This window comes from Neorickettsia risticii str. Illinois (assembly GCF_000022525.1).
GTDB classification, from domain to species: domain Bacteria; phylum Pseudomonadota; class Alphaproteobacteria; order Rickettsiales; family Anaplasmataceae; genus Neorickettsia; species Neorickettsia risticii.
The window spans coordinates 175686-200609 of the sequence record NC_013009.1 but is presented as its reverse complement, the minus strand read 5'-3'; the positions used below and the strand labels follow the sequence as shown (position 1 = coordinate 200609).

General features: G+C 41.8%; 26 protein-coding genes. 9 read left to right on the top strand and 17 right to left on the bottom strand.

Features of this window, described 5'->3' with window-relative positions:
- Window positions 1-172: 172 nt before the first annotated feature.
- Both carB and NRI_RS00915 read right to left on the bottom strand, forming a co-directional pair.
- Window positions 173-3400 carry a carbamoyl-phosphate synthase large subunit gene (carB, locus tag NRI_RS00920; RefSeq protein WP_015816104.1) on the bottom strand — a complete coding sequence of 1076 codons (3228 nt, stop codon included), beginning with the start codon at window positions 3398-3400 and terminating at the stop codon, window positions 173-175.
- 184 nt (window positions 3401-3584) lie between these two features.
- Window positions 3585-4229 (bottom strand): thiamine phosphate synthase, encoded by a 645-nt coding sequence (locus NRI_RS00915; RefSeq protein ID WP_015816091.1) that lies wholly within the window; start codon window positions 4227-4229, stop codon window positions 3585-3587.
- Between the two features lie 131 nt (window positions 4230-4360).
- Between NRI_RS00915 and NRI_RS00910 the strand changes: the two genes are divergently transcribed.
- The gene (locus NRI_RS00910; RefSeq protein ID WP_015816103.1) at window positions 4361-4612 is read left to right on the top strand and encodes a hypothetical protein; all 252 of its coding nucleotides are present in this window, start codon (window positions 4361-4363) and stop codon (window positions 4610-4612) included.
- A gap of 12 nt (window positions 4613-4624) precedes the next feature.
- Here the strand turns inward: NRI_RS00910 and glyA are convergent, their stop codons facing one another.
- The 7 genes from glyA to NRI_RS00875 all read right to left on the bottom strand — a co-directional run bounded on the left by glyA (window position 4625) and on the right by NRI_RS00875 (window position 9527).
- Window positions 4625-5866 (bottom strand): serine hydroxymethyltransferase, encoded by a 1242-nt coding sequence (glyA, locus tag NRI_RS00905; RefSeq protein ID WP_015816090.1) that lies wholly within the window; start codon window positions 5864-5866, stop codon window positions 4625-4627.
- Window positions 5866-6306 carry a ribose 5-phosphate isomerase B gene (gene rpiB / locus NRI_RS00900; protein WP_015816102.1) on the bottom strand — a complete coding sequence of 147 codons (441 nt, stop codon included), beginning with the start codon at window positions 6304-6306 and terminating at the stop codon, window positions 5866-5868. Before rpiB ends, glyA begins: the two co-directional genes overlap by 1 nt.
- Before the next feature lie 35 nt (window positions 6307-6341).
- On the bottom strand, window positions 6342-7319 hold the full coding sequence (gene pheS / locus NRI_RS00895) for a phenylalanine--tRNA ligase subunit alpha (protein WP_015816089.1): 978 nt from the start codon (window positions 7317-7319) through the stop codon (window positions 6342-6344).
- Window positions 7316-7669 carry a 50S ribosomal protein L20 gene (gene rplT, locus NRI_RS00890; protein WP_015816101.1) on the bottom strand — a complete coding sequence of 118 codons (354 nt, stop codon included), beginning with the start codon at window positions 7667-7669 and terminating at the stop codon, window positions 7316-7318. The genes pheS and rplT overlap by 4 nt, the downstream gene beginning before the upstream one ends.
- A 13-nt stretch (window positions 7670-7682) precedes the next feature.
- Window positions 7683-7883 (bottom strand): large ribosomal subunit protein bL35, encoded by a 201-nt coding sequence (locus NRI_RS00885; RefSeq protein ID WP_041351575.1) that lies wholly within the window; start codon window positions 7881-7883, stop codon window positions 7683-7685.
- Between the two features lie 68 nt (window positions 7884-7951).
- A complete protein-coding gene (gene trpS / locus NRI_RS00880; RefSeq protein WP_015816100.1) occupies window positions 7952-8932 on the bottom strand; it encodes a tryptophan--tRNA ligase in 981 nt (326 codons plus the stop codon).
- 40 nt (window positions 8933-8972) lie between these two features.
- Complete coding sequence (locus NRI_RS00875; RefSeq protein ID WP_015816087.1) at window positions 8973-9527, bottom strand: nucleotide exchange factor GrpE; 555 nt, start codon at window positions 9525-9527, stop codon at window positions 8973-8975.
- A gap of 90 nt (window positions 9528-9617) precedes the next feature.
- Between NRI_RS00875 and NRI_RS00870 the strand changes: the two genes are divergently transcribed.
- Genes NRI_RS00870 through NRI_RS00860 form a run of 3 tightly spaced genes read left to right on the top strand, consistent with a single transcriptional unit; the run spans window position 9618 to window position 11665 of the window.
- Entirely contained in the window at window positions 9618-10265 is a 648-nt protein-coding gene (locus NRI_RS00870) for a conjugal transfer protein TraJ (protein ID WP_015816099.1), read from the top strand.
- The gene (locus tag NRI_RS00865; RefSeq protein ID WP_015816086.1) at window positions 10249-11049 is read left to right on the top strand and encodes a TrbG/VirB9 family P-type conjugative transfer protein; all 801 of its coding nucleotides are present in this window, start codon (window positions 10249-10251) and stop codon (window positions 11047-11049) included. The genes NRI_RS00870 and NRI_RS00865 overlap by 17 nt, the downstream gene beginning before the upstream one ends.
- Complete coding sequence (locus NRI_RS00860) at window positions 11042-11665, top strand: exopolysaccharide biosynthesis protein (RefSeq protein ID WP_015816085.1); 624 nt, start codon at window positions 11042-11044, stop codon at window positions 11663-11665. The genes NRI_RS00865 and NRI_RS00860 overlap by 8 nt, the downstream gene beginning before the upstream one ends.
- A gap of 5 nt (window positions 11666-11670) precedes the next feature.
- Here NRI_RS00860 and NRI_RS00855 read toward each other — a convergent pair whose 3' ends face one another.
- The 3 genes from NRI_RS00855 to NRI_RS00845 form a co-directional block, all read right to left on the bottom strand.
- Complete coding sequence (locus NRI_RS00855; protein WP_015816072.1) at window positions 11671-12780, bottom strand: hypothetical protein; 1110 nt, start codon at window positions 12778-12780, stop codon at window positions 11671-11673.
- A gap of 204 nt (window positions 12781-12984) precedes the next feature.
- Window positions 12985-15114 carry a replication restart helicase PriA gene (gene priA, locus NRI_RS00850; protein WP_015816084.1) on the bottom strand — a complete coding sequence of 710 codons (2130 nt, stop codon included), beginning with the start codon at window positions 15112-15114 and terminating at the stop codon, window positions 12985-12987.
- A gap of 148 nt (window positions 15115-15262) precedes the next feature.
- A complete protein-coding gene (locus NRI_RS00845; RefSeq protein ID WP_015816071.1) occupies window positions 15263-16201 on the bottom strand; it encodes a hypothetical protein in 939 nt (312 codons plus the stop codon).
- Window positions 16202-16401: 200 nt separating this feature from the next.
- On the opposite strand from NRI_RS00845, the gene pstC reads away from it, so the two are divergent.
- Window positions 16402-17445, top strand: a complete 1044-nt coding sequence (gene pstC / locus NRI_RS00840; protein ID WP_015816083.1) for a phosphate ABC transporter permease subunit PstC — start codon at window positions 16402-16404, stop codon at window positions 17443-17445.
- 77 nt (window positions 17446-17522) lie between these two features.
- Here the strand turns inward: pstC and grxD are convergent, their stop codons facing one another.
- From grxD to NRI_RS00815, 5 genes are all read right to left on the bottom strand, one after another.
- Window positions 17523-17843, bottom strand: coding sequence for a Grx4 family monothiol glutaredoxin (gene grxD, locus NRI_RS00835; RefSeq protein ID WP_015816070.1), 321 nt, complete (start codon window positions 17841-17843; stop codon window positions 17523-17525).
- Between the two features lie 21 nt (window positions 17844-17864).
- Window positions 17865-18110 carry a BolA/IbaG family iron-sulfur metabolism protein gene (locus tag NRI_RS00830; RefSeq protein WP_015816082.1) on the bottom strand — a complete coding sequence of 82 codons (246 nt, stop codon included), beginning with the start codon at window positions 18108-18110 and terminating at the stop codon, window positions 17865-17867.
- 151 nt (window positions 18111-18261) lie between these two features.
- Window positions 18262-18858, bottom strand: a complete 597-nt coding sequence (locus tag NRI_RS00825) for an RsmD family RNA methyltransferase (protein WP_015816069.1) — start codon at window positions 18856-18858, stop codon at window positions 18262-18264.
- Window positions 18859-19333: 475 nt separating this feature from the next.
- Window positions 19334-20383 carry a DNA replication/repair protein RecF gene (recF, locus tag NRI_RS00820; RefSeq protein ID WP_015816081.1) on the bottom strand — a complete coding sequence of 350 codons (1050 nt, stop codon included), beginning with the start codon at window positions 20381-20383 and terminating at the stop codon, window positions 19334-19336.
- Window positions 20380-21528, bottom strand: a complete 1149-nt coding sequence (locus NRI_RS00815; protein WP_015816068.1) for a cation:dicarboxylate symporter family transporter — start codon at window positions 21526-21528, stop codon at window positions 20380-20382. The genes recF and NRI_RS00815 overlap by 4 nt, the downstream gene beginning before the upstream one ends.
- 268 nt (window positions 21529-21796) lie before the next feature.
- Between NRI_RS00815 and NRI_RS00810 the strand changes: the two genes are divergently transcribed.
- From NRI_RS00810 to purF, 4 genes are all read left to right on the top strand, one after another.
- Window positions 21797-22195, top strand: a complete 399-nt coding sequence (locus tag NRI_RS00810; protein ID WP_041351406.1) for a hypothetical protein — start codon at window positions 21797-21799, stop codon at window positions 22193-22195.
- A 103-nt stretch (window positions 22196-22298) separates the two neighbouring features.
- The gene (gene efp, locus NRI_RS00805; protein WP_148205704.1) at window positions 22299-22874 is read left to right on the top strand and encodes an elongation factor P; all 576 of its coding nucleotides are present in this window, start codon (window positions 22299-22301) and stop codon (window positions 22872-22874) included.
- Window positions 22871-23263 carry a hypothetical protein gene (locus NRI_RS00800; RefSeq protein ID WP_015816066.1) on the top strand — a complete coding sequence of 131 codons (393 nt, stop codon included), beginning with the start codon at window positions 22871-22873 and terminating at the stop codon, window positions 23261-23263. The genes efp and NRI_RS00800 overlap by 4 nt, the downstream gene beginning before the upstream one ends.
- A gap of 40 nt (window positions 23264-23303) precedes the next feature.
- Window positions 23304-24695 carry an amidophosphoribosyltransferase gene (purF, locus tag NRI_RS00795; protein ID WP_015816078.1) on the top strand — a complete coding sequence of 464 codons (1392 nt, stop codon included), beginning with the start codon at window positions 23304-23306 and terminating at the stop codon, window positions 24693-24695.
- Window positions 24696-24924: the final 229 nt, after the last annotated feature.

The window sequence follows — 24924 nt, the reverse complement described above, 5'->3', positions numbered from 1 at the left end:
GCCGCACATTGTAGCACAGGCTATACAGAGAAACAAACCTCATAAATGAAAACAATGCCCAAACAAATGGCACCGAAAAAACTAAACAACCAAGAAATAAAGGAATGCAACTAACCCCAAACCAAAAAAAGCGACGACCTAGTAAAGTGTATTAGAATGTAATTTTAAAGCATCAGCTTTGCACATAGGAAAGCCGGTAAACTGGCAGCTTACACTTAACAATTTTCTTTATACCCCTTACCAGAGCCAGAGCAGAGTGAATATTTGTACAACATGGTATCTGGTTAATAATAGAGCTAGACCTAATACTCATGCTGTCTCTCACGGACTCTAGTACATGAGAAGATGTATTTATCACTAAACTAATTTCACTATTCATTATCATATCGACAACGTGCGGAGAACCTTCTTTTACCTTGTTCACAGTTACCGCGTCGATATTATGCTTCTCGAGAAAGGCCGCACTCCCCTTTGTTGCAAGAATTGTAAATTGTAATTCGGATAATATCTTTGCAACCTCAACAGACTTAAGCTTATCTTCATCTCTAATGGAGAAAAACACCTTACCCGAAGTCGGAAGTTTCCTCATACTGGCCATACAAACCTTTGCAAAGGCGGTATCAAAATCATCACCAACACCCATTACTTCCCCTGTTGACTTCATTTCTGGTCCTAGGAGCACATCAGATTCTGGAAATTTCTCAAACGAAAAAACAGGCTGTTTTACGAAAACATGTTGCAAGTAGTCTTCGTATCTCTTCAGCTGGAAATCTCTGAGCTTCATACCAAGCATGACTTTAGTCGCAATCCTCGCAACTGGAATTCCAAGAGCCTTAGCAACAAATGGTATAGTTCGACTTGAACGTGGATTTACTTCTAACACGTATACATCCCTTCCATCTATTACAAACTGGATATTCAAAAATCCTACTACGTTGAGCGCAATCGCTACCTTTTTGGTACAACTCTTAATTCTCTCAAGTATTTCTTCAGACAACTTTTGAGGAGGAAAAACAAAGGCAGAATCACCAGAGTGCACACCTGCTTCCTCTATGTGCTCCATTATACCGGCAATGTACACATCTTCACCATCGGAAATTGCGTCGACATCGAGCTCCAGAGCATTTACCAGGAACTTGTCTAACAATAACGAAGAACCGTTGAAGAGCTGCGTATGCCTTTCCAAATAATTTTCAAGCATCGCGTCGTCATAGATAATCTGCATTGATTCACCACCAAGTACATAGGAAGGTCGGACTATCAACGGAAACCCAATTTTTTTAACATTTTCGGCTATTTCCCCTCGAGCAAAAACAATCGCGTTTTTTGGCTGAAGCATTTCTAACTCTGCCACTAGGCTATTGAAACTTTTTCTATCCTCGGCAGTATTGATCGACGCAAAACCTGTACCAATTATCCTGACGTTATTTTCATGCATCGCTCTTGCAAGTTTGAGAGGGGTCTGTCCGCCACACTGCAAGACCACACCAAGTAGCTCTCCTTTCTCAGACTCCCTCTCTACAATGTCTAGAACTGACTCAACATTCATCGGAGTAAAGTAGAGTTTATCCGAAATATCGTAATCAGTTGAAACCGTTTCCGGGTTGCAATTTACCATGATTGCTTCATAGCCGAGTTCCTTTATCGCAGAAATCGCATGCACACACGTATAATCGAACTCTATCCCCTGTCCAATTCTGTTTGGTCCACTACCCAGGACAATTACTTTCTTCCTATCGGAGGGATAAGCTTCGCATTCTGGCTGAGTAACAGTATCACCCTCATAAGTGGAATAGAGATATTTTATATCGCTTTCAAATTCTGCAGCACACGTGTCTACCCGTTTAAATACAGGCATTATACCCATCCTCTTACGGGTACTCCTTACGAAGGCTTCATCGCAACCTTTCAGAGACGCTATCCTAGAATCTGAGAAACCCTTTTTCTTCCAAATCAGAAGCCTATTTGGGGAAAAGTCAACGCTTTTAATTTCATTTTCTAAATTTACCAACTCGTCAATTTGCAAAAGAAACCACTCATTATATTTACTCAAATAGGCAATCTCCTTGATGTCAAAACCAGCTCTAATGGCATCCGCAATAACAAGAATTTTATTCGGTATGAGAGAGCGTAGCTTTCTCTCAATAACATCACGGGAAACATTCGGATCAAGGACAGTATTGAGACCATCAAGACCCTGTTCCAAAGAACTGAAAGCTTTTTGCAAAGCTTCCTGAAAGCATCTCCCAATTGCCATTGTAGTCCCTACAGATTTCATGGAACTAGAGAGCCTCTCCTCAGCATGGAAAAACTTCTCAAAATTGAAGCGAGGTATTTTTACGACCACATAGTCCATTGCCGGCTCAAAAGATGCCGGAATTGTTGGAACTGCATCATTATAAATCTCTGGTAGAGTAAACCCGGCAGCTAGTTGTGCTGCAACCTTTGCAATTGGATACCCAGTTGCCTTCGAGGCAAGAGCCGATGATCTTGAAACCCTTGGATTCATTTCGATTACACGCAATTCACCGTTCTCCGGATTCAAAGCAAACTGCACATTCGCACCACCGGTGGTAACACCTATGCAATCCAAAACCTTAAAAGCTGCATCCCGCATCTCCTGATATTCTTCGTCTCTGAGTGTAAGAATAGGCGAGACTGTTACACTGTCACCAGTATGAACGCCCATTGGGTCGGTGTTTTCTATGGAACAAACAATAATTGAATTCCCAACAGAATCACGAACAACCTCGAGCTCAAACTCCTGCCATCCTAAAACTGACTCATCGACTTGTACCTCACTAACTGGCGAAAATTTAAGACCATTATTGATAATCGTAAAAAAGTCAAACTTTGTAGTTGCAACACCTCCACCCAGTCCCCCAAGAGTAAAAGATGGCCTTATTATTGCTGGAACACCGATAAATTCAAAAGCCTTTTCTATTTCATTGACATGGGTAACCATAGTGTTTTTCGGGACCTGTAAACCAATCTCACTCATGATTTGATTGAAAATGCTTCTTTTCTCTGCATTTTCGATTACACGTTTGGAAGCCCCAATTAGTTCAACACCATACCTGGAAAGTATCCCACTATCGAATAACTCAATTGCTATATTTAGCGCTGTCTGACCTCCAACAGTCGGCAATAGTTTATCAGGTCTTTCTATGGCAATTATGCTCTCTATTATCCCAATATTGATTGGCTCTATATAGACAACGTCGGCTGTATCGGGATCTGTCATTATAGTCGCCGGATTGGGATTTATTAGGACCACTTTGTACCCGCATTTCCTCAGGATTCTACATGCCTGCGTACCAGAGTAATCGAATTCACACGCCTGCCCTATTACTATTGGACCAGCTCCTATAACAAGTATAGTAGACTTTTTCTCCTGCATCCTTTGTTTAAAGTTCTCTTTGATTGTAGTCTAATATCAGGAAAGTTTGTACAACAGTCTTACGAAAGCAACCAAATAAGAAAATGTGAGTAAGGTAGGAATAAAAGCAGTCCTACGCAAATTTATGTACAAAAGCCGACACTTTTGCTGTTTTCAGCATCGATCCTAATCAAATTTAGAGTCATCACTTATACAGTAACTTTCCATAATGTTTACTTGTTTCCACAAGTGCTGCGAATTTACCATATGGAGATTTCCCTTTCCATAAATAATCCGAGAAAGCAACGATATCAGCACCATTTCTCAGGAGTTGTGCAAAGTTCTTTTCATTTATCCCGCCGATACATACGCAAGAAATTCTAGGAATGATCTTTTTCCACTTATCAAGTATCGTTAAAGTCGCTTTGGCTGGGGGATTGGGTTTCGTCCGACTTTCGAAGAAACATCCGAAGGATACATAATCAGCCAGGAGATTCTTTTTTGCACGTTCAATATCGTTATAACAACTTATACCCACGATTTTTCCGCTTGGTAAGAGATACTGACACTGCTCTAGAGTATTGTCCGCTACACCTATATGAACACCGTCTGTCTCAAACTTTAATGCCAAATCAATGAAATCATTGACTATAAGGGGGATTTTATACTCATGACAAAGCTCACTCAGACGTGGTATCTCTCTTTCTAACAAATTCCTATCCTTGATGCGCAACTGAAATGCATACACATATATAAAAAAGTCCTTGAACAGTCTCGCTAGATCAGCATACTCAGCAGTGGTAATTCGTCTATTTGGCGAAAGGATATAAAAGGCCTTACTCAATTGCATACGCAAGCAAAATATTTGTAAAACTTTACAGCCCGTGGATGGATGTGCGAAGTTATTCAATCTTAAGTTGTTTATATCTTCTTAAGACTCAACTTATACGATTAATCTAGTTTGAAATATATACTTTTCTCATGTCTGAATTTACTGATTTCATCGATTCCGGAGACCACTTAATTGATATAGCCCCTTCAACTGATATAAGCGAAGATCCATCCACAGACCCAACACCTAAACCAATAGCTCCGGAGGATAGCACATATCTAGACATGCTTTGTGATACAAACGCCGAAGCCAAAGGAGACATAGATATTAAGTCCCTCTGTCCTCTATTTTGCAAAGGTATTTTGGACCTTGTAGAATTCATCAAGCACCGCACTGCGTGATATTGGTCACCCTTACACATTGTAAAAGTTGAACTTGCTTGTGAGATCCGAGACCATTTCGGCTGCATTATCTGTACTGATTTTTTCCTCAAGCAAGTCAGCAATTAGCCCACCGATGTGCGCGAATTCCGATTCGCGCATTCCACGGGTGGTTTCAGCAGGGCTACCGAATCGTAAGCCAGACGTCACAAATGGCTTCTCCTCATCAAATGGAATAGCATTTTTGTTGCAGATTATCCCAGCACTCTCAAGTTTTAAGGCGCTCACATTACCCTTCAGATTAAGCTTCCTCAAGTCAATCATAACGATGTGGGTATCAGTACCACCAGAGAGGACATCAAAACCTCTCTCTCTTAAAACGTTTGCAAGAGTCTTCGCGTTCCTTACAACAGCCCTAATGTAGTCTTTGAACTCTGTAGTAAGAGCTTCACCAAAAGCAACAGCTCTAGCAGCTATTGCATGCATCTGAGGACCACCCTGCAACCCTGGGAATATGGCAGAATTTATTTTCTTCATAAGCTCCTCACTGTTTGTAAGAATAATTGCACCACGCGGACCACGCAAAGTCTTATGTGTTGTAGAGGTCATAACATCTACATAAGGAAAGGGAGACGGATACTCGCCCGCAGCTATCAAACCGGCATAGTGAGCCATATCACCCAATAGATAAGCCCCAACCTCATCTGCTATTTCACGAAAGCTCTTAAAATCTATATACTTCGAGTACGCAGATGCACCCGCAATGATCATTCTTGGGGAATGCTTCTTTGCCAGATCACGGACCTCATCCATGTCTATCTCGAAATTATCCCTTCTTACGTTGTAGTGAACTGCATTAAACCACTTTCCGGAAAGGTTGACACTTGCACCATGAGTAAGATGTCCCCCTGAGGCAAGAGAAAAACCAAGAACCGTATCTCCAGGATTTAGGAGCGCTAAAAATACGGCCTGATTTGCTTGAGAACCAGAGTGCGGCTGAACATTAGCATAAGAACACCCAAATAACTTACAGACCCTTTCTATTGCAAGGCACTCAATCTGATCTGCATATTCACATCCGCAGTAGTAGCGTTTACCCGGATAGCCCTCAGCATATTTATTTGTAAACACGGACCCTTGCGCTTCCAGGACTGCAGCACTGGCAAAGTTCTCGGAAGCAATCAACTGCAGATTTTTACGCTGTCTACTAACTTCACCATCAATAATCCTAGCAACAGCTGGATCAACCTCAGAAATTCTAGATTTAAAAAACACTATTCCCCTCCCACATCAATCTTTTCTATCCTTTTCTTGTGACGCTCTTCACAACTAAACTCACTACTCACAAATACTTCAACTATTTCAAGACACCTTGACACAGTTAGAGCTCTTCCTGCAAGACATAAGACGTTTGCATCATTATGTTCCCTAGCCATCTTTGCTGCTCGCACATCGTAACACAGGGCAGCACGGATCTTTTTGTACCTGTTAGCAGTTATACTCATCCCGATTCCAGAACCACATATTAAAATGCCAAAATCCACCCTTCCGTCCAATACGTCTAAGGAAACAGACTTAGCAAAATCAGGATAATCAGAAACATCTGAGCAATACGCACCCCTATCCACCGGGGAACAGCCCCGTGCCTTAAAGAAGTCTATTAAAACTGCTTTGAGTGCGAACCCCGCATGATCAGCACCTATGGAAACCCTCATCCAAGCAAAATTACCTTACAGCAAAAACACCACGATCAGCTTACCTTCCACCTCAAATCGTTTGAATAAAGGCTTCGCAAGTCATGAACATCATAACGCAGTACGGCCAGTCTTTCCAACCCAGCACCAAAAGCAAAACCTCTATACCTATCAGGCGATATACCAACGTTCTGCAAAACATTTGGATGCACCATACCACACCCCATCACTTCTAGCCATTTACCATCTTGACCCCTTATATCGATCTCAGCGGAGGGCTCGGTAAAAGGAAAGTAACTCGGTCTCATTCTCATTCTGGCGCATCCAAAGAGATTATCTAGAAAGAAACCAACACAATACCGCATATGTGACATATTGATATCCACGTCGACGCACAGAACCTCCACCTGATGGAACATAGGGGTATGTGTAGCATCCCAATCGTTCCGATAGACTTTGCCCAGCGAAAAAATATAAAAAGGTGGCTCGCGCTTTTCCATTGCTCGAATCTGCACAGAAGATGTATGCGTACGTAAAAGCTTACCTACCTCAGAAAGGTAGAAGCTATCCTGCATTTGTCGTGATGGGTGATGTGCAGGCGTATTTAAAGCATCAAACACGTGATATTCATCTTCTACTTCCGGACCGTCTACATATTCCAACCCAAGTGAGGTGAGAATCTTTCTAGTGTCCTCGATAACTCTCACAAGAGGATGCTTCAATCCCACCTTAAAAGGCCTGGCAGGATAGGACACATCTACTGCCTCGGCAGTAAGTTTTTCATTTGACTCTTTTTCACGTATAAACTCTAACCTGTGTGCCAGCGCTAAGTTGAATTCCTTCAGTAGACCAGTCCAAATACTGAGTCGTTCTGCCTCCACACGCTGCTGGATGAGGACGGCTAAAGCACTTCTAACTAAGCCACCTTTACTGGACAAGTACTCAAACCGAAGCTTATTAAGCTCCTCAACGGAAAACACAGAGTCAAGGCGCGAATAAAAACGCCCTCTGAGTTCCTCATAATCAACAGTCACAGCGCAGCTTTGGCTTTGTCTACTATTTCACCAAAAGCACTTGGCTGGCTTATAGCAAGCTCAGAAAGTACTTTTCTGTTCACATCGATCCCAGCAGCTTTCAAACCTTTCATGAAGACAGAGTAAACCAAGCCAAATGATCTCACAGCTGCATTGATCCTTTGAATCCACAAACTGCGAAAATCACGCTTTCTAACTTTTCTGTCACGGTACGCATATTGCCAGGACTTCTCTAGTCTACGAAGAGCTATTCTGTAACAGTTCTTCGACCTCCCATGAAAACCCTTGGCTTGCTTGATCACCTTCTTGTGACGCTGCCTAACTTGTACACCCCTCTTTACACGTGCCATTTTGCTCCTCCAACTAAAAACTGTAAGGCATCACGCTCCTCATCAGACGCATCTTGCTCTTACTGATGAGTGTATATCCCTTCTGAACAAGAAGCATCCTCTTATTTCTTTTACGCATGTTATGACGCTTACCAGACTGCGTCACCATGACTTTTCCGGTGGAAGTCACCTTAAATCGCTTTTTAGCGCTGGAATTAGTTTTTAACTTAGGCATCTTCAAAACCTCGGAAGGAATAGTAACATCTATTCCTTCCCACAGCAACAAACCAGAACTACACGTGATCAAATGAGCCCCATGAGCTGTTTTATACGCGTCAAGTTTGCACGAGCTATCTCTCCCATCGCCTCAGCAGAATCAGCAAGCATCCTTTTGACTGCATCCCTTTCAAGATTCTTCCTCTTCTCCTGTATTGGCAGGAGCTTTGCAAGAAGCAGATCGATAAGCATAGATTTTAGAGCAGAAAAATTACTCACTTCGTTGCAGAGTTGCTCTACTTTTTTACCACTAAGGCAGGCCGCTATGTTGAGCAAGTTAGACGCCTCAGGCCTATCTTGCAACCCTTCGGGGGAGAAACCTAATATGGAGTCTGTCTTAGCAGATAATATCTTCTTTTCAATCAACTCCTTTGGATCAGACAAATTTATTCTAGAAAAATCCGAAGGATCAGATTTACTCATCTTTTTTGTTGGATCCGTGAGGCTCATTATCCTAGTAGCTTCCTTCTTTTTGAGAATCGTAGGCAACTTGAAGTACTCACCATACCGTTGATTAAAACGCAGCACCACATCTCTTGCCAACTCAACGTGTTGGGTTTGATCATCACCCACTGGTACAACTTCCGCATTGTACAAGAGTATATCAGCCACCATCAGAACCGGATAAGCATATAAAGAAAGCATCGGAGTAACACCTTCCCTGTTCGACTTGTCCTTAAATTGAGTCATCCTGTTGAGCAGCCCCATAGGAGTGATGCAACCGAGCAACCAACAGAGTTCTGCATGCTGAGGAATATGGGACTGTACAAATATGCGACAATCATTTGGATCTATGCCACACGCTATGTAAGTGCAAGCCATCTCTACCGAAGCATCAGCCAGACCTAATGTTCCCCCATCGAGGGAGTGTAGATCAGCCATAAAGAAAAACTTCCTTTTATACCGAGACTGTATTTCTACCCATACGTCTACGGCACCAAGCAAATTTCCAAGCTGCACATACCCAGTCGGCTGTATACCAGACAGAACAATTTTATCCTCTACCATGGACCGTATTATTGAATAATTTACTCCCAAGTAACGAATTTTATTCGAAATTATCTACCACAACTACTACCGCTGGACGCAAAAGGCGTCCTTTAATTGTATAACCATCCTGCAGAACCTCAAAAACCGTGTTGTTAGGTAAATCTGCAGCCTTAACCGTGCTTACTGCCTGATGCAGATTGTGATCAAACCGCGTTCCTTTAGCTTCGATCTTCTCTATGCCATTTTTTTTAAGAGCAGAGAAAATCGCGTCAAGGGTAAGCTTTGAGCCTTCAAACACGGGTCCTTCAACATTATGCTCAAGCATGTGAGCCACCGCCTTCTCAAGACTTTCAACACTCACCAGAATCTCTTTAACGAGGTCCAAAATAGCAAAATCTCGCACTTTCTCTATTTCCTTTTGAGCATTTTTTTTAAGATTTTCCTGCTCAGCAAGTGCATATGCTAGTCTCTTTTTCCACTGTTCCCTCTCCTTATTGAACTCTTCTTCAGAAACAAAACCAACTTTCAGAAGGCTCTCTTGAATATCTTTCTTTGATTCAGCATTCTGCTTACCTTCTACTTTTTTCTGTTTTTCTGACTGCTTTTCACCCATATCTCTCACACGAACTCTTGTTAGTTAACCCTATTATCATATACGCTCAGTATAGGTTATATTATCGAATCCAGTAAATGAAAACTTCTCATGCACGAACGAGATCTAAAAGAAGCTCTTGTTGAAGGAGGTAAGTATTACAAAGAGGGCCTCTCATGGCACTGTACAAAGAACTATTATGTCTTCGTGGAACGCGTCTGGTTGCTTATGTTTCTCGCGCTCCTTTTTTCCACACTCTGTGTGATGGGACTGAACATATATTCTATCCTACCACTTAAAACAACTACTAACTTTCTTCGTTACACGGACAGCATAGACACAGACAATATAAAAACCACCAGGTTGTACGACGTGTACAAAAAAAATAATGACTTGCAGACGGTCATAGACAGATATTTACTCTCGGAGTACATAGAAGTATGGGAAGAAGGGACAGGACAAGAAGACAAATTTATACAACTAAACTCTTCTCATATGGTTTATGAGAAATTCCTTAAATCCAGATCTGGGATTACCAATACAATGAACAAACGCACCGAAATAGCTGACGTGCAAATTCATAAAGATACCAAGACTAGTGGAAAAGTAGCTGTAGCAAAGGTAAGATCCTATGAAGATGGTAGTAAGAACCAAGAAAAAACGGTAAAGGTTGCTTTCAGGACGACAGATGTTATTTTGGCGCATAGAAACATCGCACCATTAGAATTAATAGTAAGCGGTTATGAAGAGATCCAATAGTTTTGCCATCTTACTCACACTACAGCTCATGCTCTGTTTGCCTGCGTTTGCTGACCAAAAGGCTCGCTCATTGGCCTCTACTCCGCACATAAAGGAGATAGTTTACAATCCAAATGGTATTCACACGTACACTGGATTTTTCGGCTACCAGTCCAGCATAGTTTTCGAGGATGGAGAAGTGATAAGCACTATTTCTATGGGCGACTCGACCGGTTGGCAGCTTGATACTCAGGGTAATAGACTCTTCCTTAAACCCATCGAAGACAACGCAACAACAAACGTCACGATTCTTACAAGCAAGCGGGTTTATCATTTTGTCTTCAACGCCAAGGAAGCTCGGGATGTGTACGACCCAGAGCTAGCATACGAAGTACGCTTCCGATATCCTTCACATGCCGTCAGTATACAAAATACTGGCGTTACAGGCATGCAGAACGAAGCTGGTGGAAGTACTGAGCTTGACATTGGCAAAAAAGCATATCTGAATTTCGAGTATAAACTTTCTGGATATGATCCAATAAAGCCCCTAAAGGTTTTTGATGATGGACGCTTTACTTATATGCAGTTCCCAAGTGTAAATGCAAACCTGCCAGCTGTTTTTCGAGTTGATTCGCAAGGGTATGAGGCTTTGGTGAATTACCATGTTTCGGGTAAATATCTAGTAGTGCAAGAGGTCGCACCATTGTTCACGTTGCGGCATGGAAGTGATCACGTGTGTGTTTTTAACATGAAAGCTGCCATTAAGAAAAGAAAGGGCAGTTCTAAGGTTTTTACAAATGGATAAGGACCGAAACACTTCCGATGTATTGGAATCAGTCGTCGTACATGGCGTAGCGGACTCTATTACTCTATTTGAAATAAAGCACGCCCTACATGAGCGTGGGTTTGCACTACTACTTCTCCTTTTTTCGCTACCGCTTTCAATACCATTGCCTGTTCCACCTGGCTACACAACTGTTCTCTCAATCCCTATATTGTTTTTTTCTGTGCAAATCGTTCTTGGATGTGATTCTCCGTGGTTACCGAAATTTCTTGGGGAAAAATCAATGAAGCGCAAAAGTCTCGCTTTCTTGATTGAGAAGACGGTCCCAATACTGCGCAAAGTAGAGAAATTCACGCGTCCCAGATTCCCTATTTTGAACAACACTTTTGGTGAGAGAATTTACGGTATTATCTCCCTGATATGCGCTATCTCGATTGCAATTCCATTACCATTAACAAACTTCATCCCAGCGGGGGGAATCGCGCTGATGTCCCTCGGAGTATTAAATAGAGATGGGGTAATCGGTATATTAGGAATAGTAACGTCATTTGTAGGACTCTTTATTTCAGCATTAGTAATCATCCTAGGACAGAAAATGGTTGTTGAGCTCCTTTCCATCCTAGGAGTAAAACTATGATCCCTTTATGGAACGATGTCTGTCGTTACAGGCACAACACGCGCACTCACATTCACATCAGCAAGATCAGAAGTGATGAGCTCCTCCTGCGTCCCGCACGTCAAGTATATATCAAGTAGACATAACAACACGGCAAACAAAAGACCAACACGTACGAGTCCCCCAGGTATGGATATTTTCACACGGCCGGTACCCTCCAAGCCTCTAAGTATTCTGTTCCCAAGAGACAGGAAACCAGTACCAAGAAACACCCACAGCGCATTTGGACCCCTTTGCAGAAACGGCGCTTTTTTTGCTGATGCACAATCTTCCTTGTCCGCGCCTTTATTCTGCTGCTTTGAGTAATGTGAGTAGAGAGACAGTGATGCGCATAACAACCCAACAACTGTAAAGAGTAGCTCTAGCGTATCATCCAGCGTAAAGAAAAAGTCTCCATGTGCTCTTTTCAAACCGAAATCATGAAACAGATCAATAACAAGCAGAAGCTCAAGCACTAAACCACCAAGAAGAGTAAAAAACCGAAGACAATTAGCTACTCTCTCGGCCTTAATAGGATGAGAAGGTTTACAATCCTCCCTTACCTTACAGATCGCTTTGTCTAACTTTTCCTTGTTTGGATCAAGTATTTCTGCATAACAATCAATGCCCTCCACTATCCCTGCACGTATTCTAGGCAAAAGAAGGCGCCTCAAAAGAAAAACCACAAAAAAAACAGAGGTACCACAAAAGAAGGCAATCTCCACTACTCTATCCAATGTGCTGCTCATTAATAAATTAGGACGCAGCAACGCTATAAAAATAGTCAAGCTACCAACTATGAATACGCATAATGCAGCCAATTCCGCACAGACAAAAGCTCTCTGCAGCTTTTTAAGCTTTATATAGCTCCCTACAACTTTGCTAAGTTTTCTTTTTAGAACAACCGACAGTAGAGGCCTCACATCCTCAGGTATATTTTTGTGCTCAACTATACCTTGCGAAAGAACAAGAGAATTCCGTACCCTATTTAGTTTCACATAAGTTTCAAGGCACTTCTCCATAGCCCGATCGATCTCACCTAATGGTGGAGAAACTTGACCTTCAATGCCATTCTTAAGTCCAGATAGAGTTTTCATATTTACAAGCCAAGACAGAAAACAAGGTAAGAATCTACTGCAAAAGCGCGCGTAGCAGGTCCAAAAAAGAGAATGCTATAGCAAGTATAAGGCAAAGAAACGGACCAGACGATACACAAACAAAAAACTTCAGCGTTCAAAACCAGAACCTTTGTAGGGTAATTAATTTTATAGTTCATGTAAAGTATTTTACTTATATAGAACTCACAAAAAACACATGGGATCCACATCAATCTGTATCCCTACTTTTTTCTCAGTGGTAAATCGAGCAAGTAAATCTGTTAAAATAGCACGAGAGAAAAAATTTTTAGGGGCAACAATAAGAATTCTATATCTAAATTGGTTTTTTTTCACCCCTATTGCAGCAGGGCAAGGTCCAAAAACGTTTATCTCTCTCATCGGAACAATAGCTTTTGCTATTTTCTTAGCACACTTAGTGACTTCGTTTTCCACTAACCCAGAAATAATGATGCTAATGAGCCTACTAAAAGGAGGCATTTCCTCAGCTAGTCTCATTTTAAGCTCTTCTTCGTAGAAAGTTTGTCTGTCGTTGTTTTTTAAAGCCTCTATTACAACACTATCTGGAGAATAACTCTGTAGCACCACCCTACCAGGATACACTTTTCTCCTACCGACACGTCCGATAGCTTGCTGCAATATCTGAAAACTCTTTTCCGAGTTACGCAAATCACCTGCATGCATGGAAACATCGCTGTCAATGATTGCTAAAAGAGTGAGTCTGGGAAAATCATAACCCTTAGCAATAATCTGTGTACCAATCACTATATCGACATCACCCTTTTCTATTTTTCCGATGTTTTCAGTAATCTTTGTATCACTACTCATGATAACCACTTTCTTACTTGGAAAGATTTCACCAATTTCCTCGGCAATTTTCTCTACTCCAGGACCGAATGATATTATCGTATCCGATGAACATTCCTCACACTTCGTTATCATGGGGCGTTTGAAACCACACAAGTGACATAAAAGTGTGTTGTTCTGTTTATGTTCAACTAGCCATGCAATACAGTCGGGACACTTCATTCTATGACCACAACTCGAACATATTATTATCGATGCATAGCCTCGTTTGTTGAGAAACAAAAGGCTCTGCATGCCAGAATCAAAAGTACGCTTCAATTCTTCATACAACTCATGAGAAATATGCTGACTCACTTTTTGAGCTTTGCGCATATCCACTACCTTTACATCTGGAAGCTGAGCTCCGCCAAATCTGCGCTCCAACTTAAGATGGACAAACCCTTTTTTTTGCACATTATAATAGCTTTCCAAAGATGGTGTGGCTGATGATAAAATTACTGGAATATCAAATAACTTACCTCTCATTATGGCCAGATCCCTGGCATTATATGTAAAATCTCCTTGATCCTGTTTGAAGGATTGATCGTGTTCTTCGTCTACAACAATCATTTGTAAATTTGGTATTGGAAGTAAGATTGCTGACCTTGCTCCAATAATCAGTCTGGCTTTATTTGTTACGACTTTATACCAGTTCTTTCTCCTACGTGCAGGAGAGAGTTCTGAATGCCATTCTACAATTTCAACCATCCCGAGAAAACTTTTCTTGACTCGCTCAAAAACATAAGAAGCAAGAGCTATCTCGGAAAAAAGCATTATAACTTGCGCAGCTGGGTCCCGCTGTAGAATCTCAAGTGCAGCCGAAAGATAAACTAACGTCTTACCCGAACCTGTAACACCATCCAAAAGGTATACAGTAAACCCATCCATACAGATTTTTTCTCTAGCAGCACTCTGCTCATCGGAAAGCTCGAACTCGAGTTTTTTTAACTCTTCCGGTACGGCTTTCATCTCACTAATTGCTGCATGAACACGCTCTATTGCCCCAATATCGATAAGTTTCTGCACTGTTTTCTTTTGGATCTTTGCTGCATCTAGTGCATCCGAAGTGATATACCTACTTCCCCTGAATAACCCGAGCACACGGCACATTGCCGTGGTTAAAGAGGATCTTTCAATATTATCGTTAGTCAAAATATATGCAGCACTATCAGGAATATCCTTAATGAGTGCGGAACGTAGTACCAAACCAACCCTGGTGAAATTGTAACACGCAATCCAAGAGAGAAATTGCACATACTCAGATGAAAAAGGCGGTATCTTCTCTACAGCCAAGATTTCTTTTACAACGTATTCATGATCATCCTCTGGTACTATTGATGTGACAAGCCCTGTTATTTTCCTCCCACGGAAATCAACTTTAACAAGACTACCCACATACACATCAAAATGCTCAGAAGAGTACAGAAACCCACTATCCAATGGGAGCGGAAGCACGACATTCAGGTGCATCTCGATACAGAAACTAGTGCAAACAATAGTAACATCCGAGAAATCCGTTTAGATAGCCGCACATATCTACTAAGATACGAAGAAAATTTTTTCAGCAAAACTTATATCCGATTCAACTCCAGGTACAAATACGGCACATATAGGGACGTTACGACCCGATGAAATGGAGAAGCAAATACTTCGCTGCATCAACACTGCTTAGTAATTTCTCCGGCAGCTCACTTATTTTTTCCGGCGTAAATTCAAGCAAAAAACTCTCTATATGGGGCTGAAAATAAAAATTACCGTGCCGATCTTCCACAATTTCAATGACACCATCTTCAGCAAAGCCAACCACGTTGTAACCAGAATCTCGCAGCGTTTTGAGATTATCCTTATCGAGCGCAACACCTTCTGAATGCAGCTCCGGAACATAAAGGATCAACCAGCCATTCGCTGTGACCTCAAGAGGTACCTGAGAAATAATCGCACCTACTTTACTTGCAGGATTGACCATAACTTTTCTGATCAACCTATCCGGATATGGGCTTGGGGTGCTCGCTGAATTTGGATCTTTCTGCTTTTTATGAGGTTCCGCAATACCCATTTGCAATAGATTCAATATGCGAATACCATCGGCGTTAAAAAATTGTTGCATACCTCCACAAATTCCAAAGATGGAGACCTTATTTTCTTTTACAAGTCCAAGCAACGCTTTGTACATATGGCCCTTTGTGGAAGTTGGATGTAAGGGAGACATATGCACATTGTACACATCACCTGGCAAGATCAGGTGTTTCACTCCTTTTACTTCTAGGGCATTCTCAAGCACCTTCTCCAACGGAACTTTTTTGTTTTTCTTAAGGTAATCGGAATGAATTAAGTTGTAATCTACCATCACAACTTCAAAGTCATGCCCAAGTGCCTCTGGAAGTTTAAAAAATTTTTCTACTCCAAAAGCTTCACGCTCATAAACATATAAGTCCGTAGAGAAAATCCCAATTCTTGGCACAGCTAGTGCAGGAACCAAGAAAAGCAAAAAACAAACGAACGAAAAAGTGAATTTCCCTATAAACTTAAGATACAAAACACGTGTGAAATCAAACATCAAGCACGATTCTATAAAAAACTTACTAAAGGTTCTAACAAGCTATAACACTTTTTAACCAGGAAACAAACAGTAACTCAGTTCCTATTCCACATACTTGTAGACTATTCATATCACCTCCTCACCCATGTAATAGGTAGACCATTTTTGTACATATACTAATCAGAATTACTAGAAAAAGCACAAGAAGTGTGTAAACCTTGGAGCGGAAAGGCGGTCGTGATTTTGTGGATAGTACAAGTCGTGCAATTAGACTAAATACAGCGTTGATGCTACTCGTGTCTGCAGTATTAGCTTTTTCCTTTAGTAGTACCTTTATCCTATTTCTGGGTATTTTTTTTGCTCTTTTGCTCTGGTCAAAGAGAACATTTGTCTTGTGTGCTGCAGTTGCGTTGATCGCAACTTCGATGGTCACAGCATTGATCATTTTGTCACTTGTGACGCAGACAGTTTCATTCTTCCGTGTGGTTTCGCCAACGGATTTCTTTTTTGGGACCGTCTGGGCACCAAACGGAACAATTGTGGACGGGCAAGTCGAAAAACTCTTCGGTATACTACCACTACTTTTTGGAACAACAATGGTGGCTTTAATTGGTAGTATAGTTGGCACACCTATAGGTATAGGAGCAGCCATAGCATTAACCTACTTCATACCAAAAAAGGTGAGAAATGTGATCAAGCCGATAATAGAAATAATGGCTGGCATACCAACCGTCATATACGGCTACTTTTCCCTGACATTTGTGCCGGCCTTGGTACAAAAACTCGGACACCTTCTGCACCTAAACATTTCAACTGAAAGTGCTTTATCTGCTGGGATAGTCATAGGCATTATGGTCATTCCTCTTATCACATCCCTCACTGACGACCTTTTACGTACAACACCGAAAAGCCTATATTACGGCGCCGCAGCACTTGGTAGCACACAGACCGAAATCATATTAAGAGCAGTCTTGCCAAACTGCCTACCTGGAATAGTCGCAATTGTTCTCTTAGGTTTCTCAAGAGCACTGGGCGAGACCATGGTAGTGCTCATGCTGACCGGAATTTCAGCAAATATCGATTACAACATACTCCACACAGTCACTACGGTGACCGTCCAGATTGTCACAATCTTAACAGGTGACCAGACACTAAATACTGAAGAGAGTCTGTCTGCATATGCACTAGGTATGACGCTCTTCATATTGACCTGGGTATTGAATGCTGTTTCGATGTCTATGTCTAAAAGGCACGTACATTAGATCTGGTGGACACAACGCAACCCTGCAAAAGGAAAACTTTGCCACCCTTGTTAATAAGGGGAGTCGGAGACAGCTTTTCAGCCAGCTAAACTATTCTCAAAAAGAGTCTGCAATTCCCCGCTCTCGTACATCTCCCTGACGATATCACATCCGCCAATAAACTCACCTTTCACGTATAACTGCGGGATGGTCGGCCAATCTGCAAACTTCTTTATTCCTTCCCTTAACTCAGGATCCTCTAAGACATTCACCCCATAAAAGGTGACACCTAAAGCTTTGAGAATATTGACAACAGCACCTGAAAATCCACACATCGGCATCTCAGATGTACCCTTCATAAAAAGCACAACGTCATGTCGCCCAACTATTCCCTCTATTTTCGCAAAAATCTCTCTCATGATAAACGCACTGCGTATTTTTTAACTCTTAACCTTAGTCTCAATAGAAATCGAGTGGAGCCTTCCCTTAAGAATCTCTCCCAACGCTGAAACTACTAACCTGTGGCGCTCCACCGCTGATTTACCAGCAAAAGATGTAGACCGGATCTTAAGGAGGTAATGATCTTTATCACCAACAGTGTCAACAAGATGCATATCAGTCTCAGGATCCACATCGGGAAACGCATCCAAAAGCAGCCTTGTGATCTCCTTCTCTTCAACGGGCACAACGACTCCGATCGCGCAAAACTACCATCAAGGGTTAACACAAAGAATACAAGTAATCAATTCATATTAACCCTTTTATATTCCGGGATTTGCTGAATTCAGCAAATCCCGGACAAAGCTAAACCTGCGAAAATAAAGAACACTCAAGTTTCTACTCTTTTGGCGGCGAATCGCATCCTTTATAAATGAATGTCAGCAACTCGGCCATCCCATATCTCCTTGAATCAATCAGCTCAAAGGCACGATGCTTTAATTCAAATATCTCTTTCTTGTGTTTCTCTAGAATGACAATACTTCCAGCACAAAGCCAACCACGTTCATGAAGTCCTGTAAAACTCTTCTCAGTTATCTGAGATGCACGATATTTAGGTGTTTTCTCGTTATATGGGGGATCCATGAATACAACATCGTATTGTTTGCCTGACTCCTCTAGCTTTACTACATCCCTGCCAATGACGGTGATTTCATCATGGATAGCCATTTTTTCGAGATTCGCATATATGCACCGCGTATCAATATCAATCGCTGTAACACTGGCAAAACCTCTAGAAAGCGCTTCTATACTAACGGAACCCGTACCTGTAAAGAGATCAAGGAAGTGAATCTCTTCTGGTAACTTTGTCACAAAACGCGCGTGTAAGATGATGTTAAAAAGCGCTTCACGCACCTTCCCCATGGTGGGTCTAATTTCGACACCTTTTATGAGACCTATCTTCCTCTCTTTGTATTTACCCGAAATAACACGCATCTAGTTAAGGATGAACGACCAGCATAAGTTTAGCACAAATAGTCAATGCTTTCGTGAAATTTTTTCGAGCCAGAATGGCTTTATGCAAAAAAAGTTTCTCTGTAAATAACCATACTTTCGCTTAAAACAATCAGGTAAACGGAAGTCTTTAGCACTTATTACATATTCCACTTCTCTCAGCAGAAACGACGCTGAAACACGATTTAGAAATATTAGCAGGACAATGTTTAATGCGAAGCAGTCGCAAACGAAAATTTCTCATCAAGACAAACAAATGAAAGGTAATCCCTAAGGATAACTGACTAACTTCTTCAGATAGACTTTCATATAGCTAGACCGCTTACAACAAATACTACTGATCGAAATAAAATACCTATCACAGTCTATTACTCTCCTAAGTACTTACTAGCATGATGCATCAGGCCTAGACTGTACATTCAGCATCACAATACACGTTCCGAGATCAGTCTAACTACTAAACCGGAATAGTATGTATCACATTTGCAAACTCAACGAACTTGCTGTTGTCGAGATCACTAAAAAAAAACTGACAATTTTTTTTAGTTGCTTCCAAAAGGAAGGCTGAAGAGTTTTGCGGATCTAGATGAGCAAAAATATCATCTAAAAGTATTATGTCTATTAGTTCACCGGCAGCAAGCATTATCCCCAAAATAAGCAACTTTTGCTCCCCAGTAGAATAGCATCTAGCGGTATTGTCTCCTTGTCGTACTGTAGCAAGAAAGTCTGTTCGGTGTACACCAAATTGCATCTTTCCAGTAACAGTATCCACAGCTCTACTTCTCTCAAGAGCGGACTGAATACTCTGCATCTGCTGAGACGAACCTACCTTATCAATTGCACTTGCGACAGGACAGAGTAACTTAATTTCTAGAGAACCAAAACCTCTAGAAGGAAAATTACTCATCAATTGTCGGATGAAACTCACTCTGGCATCAGTAATAGCTATGCATAACTCTGCTAGTTTTTTTTCATTAACATCTAACCACATTTTGGATGCACCTGCGTTAAGAATCTTCAGACGTTCCGACTTAAAACGTTCGTACATCACAAGATTCTCAAGGTGCTGAGGTTCAGAAAGTGCAACCATACGGTCAAAAAACCTTCTCCTGACAGACTTATCAGTAGTAAACAAATTAGACATCTGCGGGGTGAGCCACATCACCTTGACAAGGTCAATTACCTTCTTGAAACACTGAACGGACTTCCCATTTATTTGAGTAATTCGTTTATCCTCACAATAGCTCATTCCGACTCCCCTCAAGTCAGCGCTACCGGCAAATTTCAGACTTACCTCCCAGGAAAGAGACCCAGATCGAATCATCTCGGTATTACTCGCAGATCTGAGCCCCAACCCAGGAGATAACTTTGATATAGCTTCGAGTATACTTGTTTTGCCGGCACCGTTTTTACCACAAAGCAAGACATGCCTGCATTCAAATGACGCCGTCCAAAAAGCATGATTACGAAAATCCTTAAGCAGGACTTCCGTAATATAAGGCCTCATTTGCTAACTGTGGCTGTCCTTTTACCCTTGTACAACTTACTGAAAAAAATCGCGAAGGCACCATTACCGAAAATGTTAAGCACCGTCTGAAAAGGATCAAAAACAACGTACAAAGTCGTAATGAGCGTCAACATTTCTGGCGTGAATCCAAGGCGTGAACTAAAGAAAGGCAATAAAATTATTATTCCCCCTCCTGGGATACCCACAGTGGCAAAGCGGTAAACTATGAAGTAGAAAATGTATATGCACAAATCGTACACGCCCAGCACTTTACCTGTAAAGGTAAAGAGAATAGCCATTAAGGTGATCGTAATATTGAATGTATCACCCATGACGTGGAAGTTCACCGCTGGAGGCAAGATAGCACTCGCCACATGCGAGTCGTCAGTATTTTTCTTTGTTGCAATCAACAGAGCCGGCAGAGTCACCGCGCTTGACATGGTCGTAAACGCAGTAATCAGTGCAGGTGCAACATTTAAAATAACAGAACCTATCTTTTTTCCAGTTAGGATTAAATACCAAAACAAGGAATATGAAATAGAACTAATCAGGATGACAAGTAACATCACTGAATAGTGATCTATCACAGGCTGTAGCATCTTATCACTCGCAATTTTGACTGCCAGACCACCAATAAAGATCGGTATCACCGGCATAATGATTTTGTTTAATAAAAAGTTGCAGGCATTGTACAATTTATCATTCAAGAAATTCACCCTATCACCAAATACCATAAGCAGCACGGTTCCTATAACAACACTCAGTGGCATTGCGTACTCCGTGCGTATCAATTGAGGAAGATACAACCTCCACATAGGTGTAAGTACAGCAACAGACTCATCAACAATGCTTTGAACATCTGGTAAAAAGATACGTCCAACCAAATAGGCAAGACAGATCGCCACTACATTTGAAGCTGTAACGAAAAAGACAAAAGAAACAAGCAAACCCGATGCTTTCGCTCTCATCTTTACTATCAAGTCGAGCAGAGCACTGAAAATCACAAAAGGCAAGATCATTAAAATCACATCCTGAATCGTTAAGCTGACCGCATACATAGCTGAACGGATGTTCAAAGGAATATGATCCACCCATATGAAAACTACTATGATTATTAAAACCGTAGCAATGTTGAAAATACGCATGATAAACCCAGGAAACTAACCCCTACTACGGATTCTACAATCACCTACATGGATTGTACATCTCTAGGCTAAAAAGGTTGCCACGATGAGTGCAAATTCCAATTAACCAAAACCCATCACACTTAGGAGGCATCTTTTAATCTTCCCGCACATCAAGTAAATATGATTGATACTTAGTGGGACTTGCTGCATTTCTGGTACGGTCCTTTTCAGTGTGTTTTCTAAAAAAATCTCATGTCTGTTTTGCTGCTTTTTTAATTGACAAACTATGCTTAACCTCTCTAGAAAAAAGTTCGCCACGTGTCTATGTCTTCTCTTCCTTTCCGCATGTGCAAAAAAAACGGCTATACACGGATACCTCGTTGAGAGCCCAATCAAAATCGGAGAACGCAAAGAAGTAGTCAGAGTAATGTCAGGTGATCCTACACTGATAGATGGTGAAACGTGGTACTACGTAAGAATAGCTACACACTCCGATACTGTTGGGATCAGGAAGAGCTACTCCTCAAATGTGATAAAAGTAGTTTTCGCGAACGATGTGGTTAGTGATATCCAGAAGATAAATATCCCAAAGGAAAAAGCTCTAAGAATGACAAGGGAGAAGTCGATTCAAGAGGAAGGTGATCGATCTGCAAAATTAGAAGATGTACTCGCTGGTACGTCCTGATTGTAACTGCACCTTTCCCGTTGCATGGACTGTGACCCCAGGCAATTGAAAGTGCGTGCAATGTGAGTTACAATTCTGGCCTGTTTTCTTGTACTTGTTCGCCGTGTCACAGAAAATCCTTGGAAACGACATCAGGGTTGGCAATGTTCTAGAGTACAGAAATGCTCTGTACCAGGTTTTGAAACGAGAGCATGTAAAACCTGGCAAGGGTGGCGCCTTTGTCAATGTCGAAATGAAGAGCATAGATGGAGCAAGCAAAGTCAATCACAGGTTTAGGTCTGATGAGGTTGTTTTCAAAGCTTTCTTAGAAGAAGAGGAATATCACTACCTTTTCAAAGAAGGAGGTGCTATCGTTCTGATGAACCTTGCAACTTATGAACAGGTTTCCGTTGGTGCTGATCTTTTTGTAGATGTAGAGAAGTATTTGAAGGAAGAGGTCGTTGTGAAACTCCTTAGGCACGGCGATAAAATTGTCGGGGTGAAAGTGCAAGATAACCTGACATACACGGTTGAGGAGACTGAACCTTATATGAAGGGTCAAACTGTTACATCATCCTACAAGCCTGCCACACTGAATGGTGGATTGCTGAAGGTTATGGTGCCCCCGTTTATCAAGGTTGGGGATCAAGTAGTTGTTAAAACAGAAGATGGAACATATGTTGAGAGGGCCGAAAAATGATGCAAGGAATATTTTTTTTTCAAATTGATGATGCTGGTTCGCTAGACGTCGTTGATCTTACAAGTTGTGAATGTGCTATACCAGTTCTTGAGAAGTTCCACATGGCTGATTTGCTAGCGCACGTCGGTGGATTAACTCTGGCTGATACTCCACCTGTTCAAGCTTTTGAGTCGACTCCACCTGCTGACACAACGCAGGCTGTTGAGTCAACGCCAGTCAGCGAATCAGTTGAATCCGTTGGAACAGCTGAAAACACTGGCGGTGTTGTGTGCCTCTTCACTACGGAGCAAGGTGCTTCTGTCACTAAGGCACAGCTAGAAACTCAGAATTCTGATGCCGATCAAGGTGGCCAAGAAGTGTATGTCAAATGTCTTCGGACATCTGCGTAAGCAGAGATTTCTCTTGCGTCTTGAGGGAAGTTGATAGGTCATGGTATCGCAGGGTGAGTCTGGGTGGCTCACGGAGAAGTGTGGTGTTATAGCTGTTGTTGGTGTGCCTGATGCTGTTGCGCTTTCTCTCTTGGGGCTTCATGGACTGCAGCATAGAGGGCACGAAGCCTTTGGTGTCGCGTTTGTGCACAATGGTGGCGTGAGTGTTGTTCACCGCTTTGGCAGGGTTATGTCGGTCAATCCAGGTGACCTTTCCACCCCCCCTGCTGAGACAGTAATTGGACATGTGAGATACTCGACGAGTGGGGGCTCTGACTTTTCCCAGCCGGTGTACTTGAAATGCCAATCCTACGAAATAGTGGTAGCACATAATGGTAATCTCACCAACGCTGATGAGATAAGAACCAAGCTTGAGAGTGAAGGTTGCGTTCTGCAATCTGAAGTTGATACCGAGGTCATAGCGCACTTAATAGCACGTTCTAGCGCGAAGACTCCGACAGAAAAAATTGTGGACGCGTTGCAACAAGTTGAAGGAGCTTATTCGTTACTATTGTTTGTTGGAGGGGAGATCTTTGCTGTAAGAGATCCCTATGGAATAAGGCCACTTAGTCTTGGTAAACTTGGTGATGGGGTGGTCATAGCATCTGAGACCTGTGCGTTGGACATGCTCAAAGCAACTTTTGTCAGGGATATAGCACCTGGTGAGCTACTGCGAATAAAAGACGGAAAGCTTATATCTCTGTTCCCATTTAGCGAAATGGAGCGGAAGTTTTGTATCTTTGAGCATGTGTATTTCTCCAGACCAGATAGCATTCTAGAAGGACGTAGCGTATATGCTTCAAGAAAAGAAATAGGAAAAGAGCTTGCTCGTGAGAGTAAAATCGACGCCGATATGGTAGTACCCGTACTTGATTCTGGTATGGTAGCAGCACTCGGTTATTCAGAAGAGTCCCGTTTACCGCTCGAACTTGCAATCACAAGGAACCATTATTCAAGCAGGAGTTTCATAGAGCCCACGCCAGAGCGGAGAAGCATGAAGGTTAAATTGAAACACAATGCAAATAGATTCTTGCTAAAAGGAAAGAAGGTGGTTCTTGTGGATGACAGTATAGTAAGGGGGACTACACTTAAGCAGCTGATCGCTATGTTGTGGGAAGCCGGAACAAGTGAAATACATGTCAGAATATCAAGCCCACGGATTCTTAATCCATGCTATTACGGAGTTGACACACCTAACAAAAAAGATCTGATTTCGGCAAACATCCCTTTAGGAGAAATGAGCGTGTATTTAGGTGCAACGAGTTTGTATTTTCTTACACTTGAAGGGTTATACAGGGCTGTATCTGGGAGTGAGAAGCGAATAGATTTTTGTGATGCCTGTTTTACCGGTGATTATCCGATAAAGTGCCTTGGAACTCCCCAAAATAAGTAAGTTATACGGTGTTTCAGTTGTAGTGTTGCTCGTGCACACAAGATTGTGAGCAGGATCTTCTGTTTCATAAATGTGTCGTTGCTCTGCAGTTTTGTATTAGGTGCACTTTTGACTGGCGCGTGTCAAACCATTTATGGTATCCTCACTATGGGTAGGATTGATATTATTAGGTGGTTTCTTTTTAAGGACGAATTTGTGATGCTGTTTTAGAGGTATGTAACCTTCATTG